This window comes from Actinoalloteichus spitiensis RMV-1378, from assembly GCF_000239155.1.
Taxonomy (GTDB): domain Bacteria; phylum Actinomycetota; class Actinomycetes; order Mycobacteriales; family Pseudonocardiaceae; genus Actinoalloteichus_B; species Actinoalloteichus_B spitiensis.
Genome location: NZ_AGVX02000549.1, coordinates 1 through 3,071 on the forward strand (window position 1 = coordinate 1; position 3,071 = coordinate 3,071).

Below are 3,071 nucleotides of genomic sequence, written 5' to 3' on the forward strand. Positions count from 1 at the left end.
GTTGGTGGCGGGTGTGGTGTTCGTGGTGGGTGGGGCGGTGGGGCCGTTGGGGACGGGGTTGTTGGCTTCGTTCGCGCCGGCGCCGTTGTCGATGTCGTTCGCGGTGCACGTGGTGGCGACGGTGGTGGTGATGGGGTTGGTGCGTCGTCTTCCCGAGCGGTCAGGGCCGTTGCGGGGGTGGCGGTTGGCGTGGCCGAGGGTGCCCAGGGTGGTGCGGCGTTCGTTCGTGGTGGGCGGGGTGAACGGGTGGGTGGCGTGGGCGGTGGTGGGGTTGTTCCTGGCGCTGGTGCCGGATCTGTTGCGGAGCGAGTTCGGGGTGTCGAGTCCGGTGGTGTCGGGGTTGGTGATCGGGGTGGTGATGGCGTGTTCGGCCGTGGCGCAGGTGTTGACGCCGGGGTTGGGGGCGGTGGTGGCGCAGCGGGTGGGTGTGGTGTTGCTGGGGGGTGGCTTGGTGGGGTTGGCGTTGCCGGTGGCGGAGTCGGGGTTGTGGGTGTTGGGGGCCGCTGCGGTGGCGGCTGGGGTGGGGCACGGGTTCGTGTACTGGGGGGCGACGGCGGATGTGGAGTCGGTGACTCCCCGGTCGGCGTCGGTGGGGACGACTTCGGCGTTGTACGTCCTGTTCTACCTGGGGGCGGGTGTGCCGGCGGTCGGGGTGGGGGCGTTGGCGTTGTGGGTGCCGTTGGAGGCGGCGGTGCGGTTGTTCGCCGTGGTGTGCGGGGTGGTGTTGGTGGTGGGGGTGGTGGCTGACCTGGTGTGGCGTGGTGAGCGGGCGGTGGGGTGGTCAGCGCCGGTGGGGCGGGCCGTGTCGGTGGAGGAGGGGAGGTGAGTGGGATGCGGGCTCTGGCGGTTCGGGTCAGGCGGTTCGTGGCGGAGTTGAACCGTTGTTACGAGGTGTCGCGGGGGAGGATTCCCTTCCGCGGGTCGTCGTAGTTCCGGGCGGTGGGATCGGCCCGGGTGGGTGAGGGGGGCGGCGTGTGCCGGCGTCCGGTCCGGTGGCGCGGCGCGCGTCCGCTCTCCCGCCTCAGGGTGGGGTGGTGTTGGTGTTGTCGTTGGTCATGGCGTAGGCGCCGGAGCGCAGGCGGTGCAGGAGCCCCCGGGTCCATTCCATGCCTCCGCGTGCGGTGTGTTCCCACAGGAGGGGGAGTTCGCGGAGGTGTTGGGTGCCGGGGTTCGTGCCGAGTTCGGCGAGCCTGGCTTTCTCGGTGCGTTCGGTTTCCAGGGTGCGCAGTCTTTCGGTGAGGAGGGTGATGGCGTTCTCCCTGGTGAGGGCGGGGAGCAGGGCGAGTGCGGCTCCGAGGGTGTCGGGTCGGTGTTCTGGTCGTCGGAGGGCGTCGCGGAGCAGGCGGTGGAACTCGGTTTCTCCGGTGGTGGTGAGGGAGTAGTCGGTGCGTCCGGGGGTGTCCGGGGCGGGGGTGGCGGTGAGCAGGCCTTCTTTGGCGAGTTGTCGGAGGGCGTGGTAGAGGGATCCCCATTTGATGTTGGCCCATTCCTCGGCGCCCCAGGCGAGTAGTTCGGCTCGTACCCGGTAGCCGTGTGCTGTTCCGCAGTGGCGTACTACGCCGAGTACGAGGAGTCGTGTCGCTGACATGCCGTTCCGCTCTGCCGTTGTTCGAGGCCGGGCTCAGGTTAGAGGTTGGGTCGCGTGGTGAGCGGTGGCCACCCGGGTGCTGTTGGGGGGTGGCTGTGGTGGTTTCCGCCGGTGCGGGGCTTTTTGGCTGTCTGGTTCTGGGTTGGTTGTGTGTTCGGTGGCGGGTGGCGACGAGCGTGGCCGCCGCGTTGGTCCTGTGTGGCGGGCGGGGTGTGTGGTGGCGGGTTGTCCGAGCAGGTGCGTGCCGAGGTCGCCGGTTCGTTGGTGTGCGGTGAGCGGTGGCGTTCACGGGTGGTGCGGTGGGTATTCCGGAGGAGGTGGCCGCTGGCGCGGGGTACTCCGCCCGGCACCTGCGGCGCGCGCTGGGGGAAACGCGGTGCGGTGAGCGGGGCGCGTTGGCTACGGTCATCCGCATGCTGCGTGGTGGTTCCCTCCCTGATGTGACGACGGTGGCGGCGTTCGAGGCGGTGGTCGAGGACGAGGCCAGGTTGCGGCCCGGCGTGGTGGGGTTGTGCCGCCGTCTGGGGGTCGAGGGGGAGTTGACCCGGTTCTCCGACGGGTCGCTGCCGGTGTACGCCGTCGGGGAGGACTTGGTGCTCAAGCTGTCCCCCCCCCGGTCTATGCCGAGGAGGCGGTGTTGGAGTCCGGGGTCCTCGACCTGGTGGAGGGTCGGTTGCCGGTGGAGACTCCTCGGGTGCATCGGGTGGGGTCCAGTGAGGGGTGGGCGTATGTGCTGATGAGCCGGTTGCGGGGTCGGCCGTTGAGTGCGGTGTGGCCGTCGTTGGCCCCGGCGGAACGCCGGTCGGTGGCGGGCCGGGTCGGTGGCGTGCTGGCCGCCCTGCACGAGGTGGACCATCGTGGTCTGGACGTGTTGGGGCCGCCGTGCTGGGAGGAGTTCGTCGCCGCCCAGCGGGCGGGTTGCGTGGAGCGGCAGCGGTCCCGGGAGTTGCCGGAGGCCTGGGTGGAGCAGATTCCGGACTTCCTGGCCTCGACGCCGTTGCCGGCGGGGCGGCCGGTGTTGTTGCACACGGAGGTGATGGCCGAGCACGTGCTGGTCCGCCCGGGTGAGGCGGGCTGGGAGGTGTCGGGGCTGTTCGATTTCGAACCGGCGATGCGGGGAGCCGCGGAGTACGAGTTCGTCGCCGAGGGCGTGTTCCTGACGCGGGGAGATCCGGGCGCGTTCGCGGCGCTGCTGGCCGGGTACGGGCTGGACCGGGCGGCGGTGGACTCCGCGTTGTCCCGGCGGTTGTTGGCCTACACGCTGCTGCACGTCTACAGCAATCTGACCAATTACCTGCGGTTGTTGCCGGCGCCGGCGGAGCCGACGTTGCCCTCGCTGGCCGATCGGTGGTTCGGAGTGGACTGAGCCGGGTTCGTGTCCGGGGGCGGGGGGTGTGACCTCCGCGTCCCGAGGCGTCCGGGACGACTGTCCGCTCTGGTCCTGGCGGGGGTGGCGGGGCCGGGCGGGGCGCGGAGGTCGGGC

General features: G+C 71.0%; 2 protein-coding genes and 1 pseudogene. 2 read left to right on the forward strand and 1 reads right to left on the reverse strand.

Going from position 1 to position 3,071, the window contains the following annotated elements; genetic code table 11:
- A pseudogene (locus tag ACTIDRAF_RS30380) lies at positions 1 to 826 on the forward strand (hypothetical protein); the annotation flags it as partial.
- Positions 827 to 1,021: 195 nt separating this feature from the next.
- Here ACTIDRAF_RS30380 and ACTIDRAF_RS35415 read toward each other — a convergent pair.
- Complete coding sequence (locus tag ACTIDRAF_RS35415) at positions 1,022 to 1,588, reverse strand: PadR family transcriptional regulator (protein WP_016700779.1); 567 nt, start codon at positions 1,586 to 1,588, stop codon at positions 1,022 to 1,024.
- A 634-nt stretch (positions 1,589 to 2,222) separates the two neighbouring features.
- Here ACTIDRAF_RS35415 and ACTIDRAF_RS30385 point away from each other — a divergent pair.
- Positions 2,223 to 2,954, forward strand: a complete 732-nt coding sequence (locus ACTIDRAF_RS30385; RefSeq protein WP_245533603.1) for a phosphotransferase family protein — start codon at positions 2,223 to 2,225, stop codon at positions 2,952 to 2,954.
- Positions 2,955 to 3,071: the final 117 nt, after the last annotated feature.

Excerpts from the sequence above, each read along its gene's own strand:
- ACTIDRAF_RS35415 (WP_016700779.1), bottom strand. The coding sequence starts at position 1,588 with ATGTCAGCGACACGACTCCTCGTACTCGGCGTAGTACGCCACTGCGGA.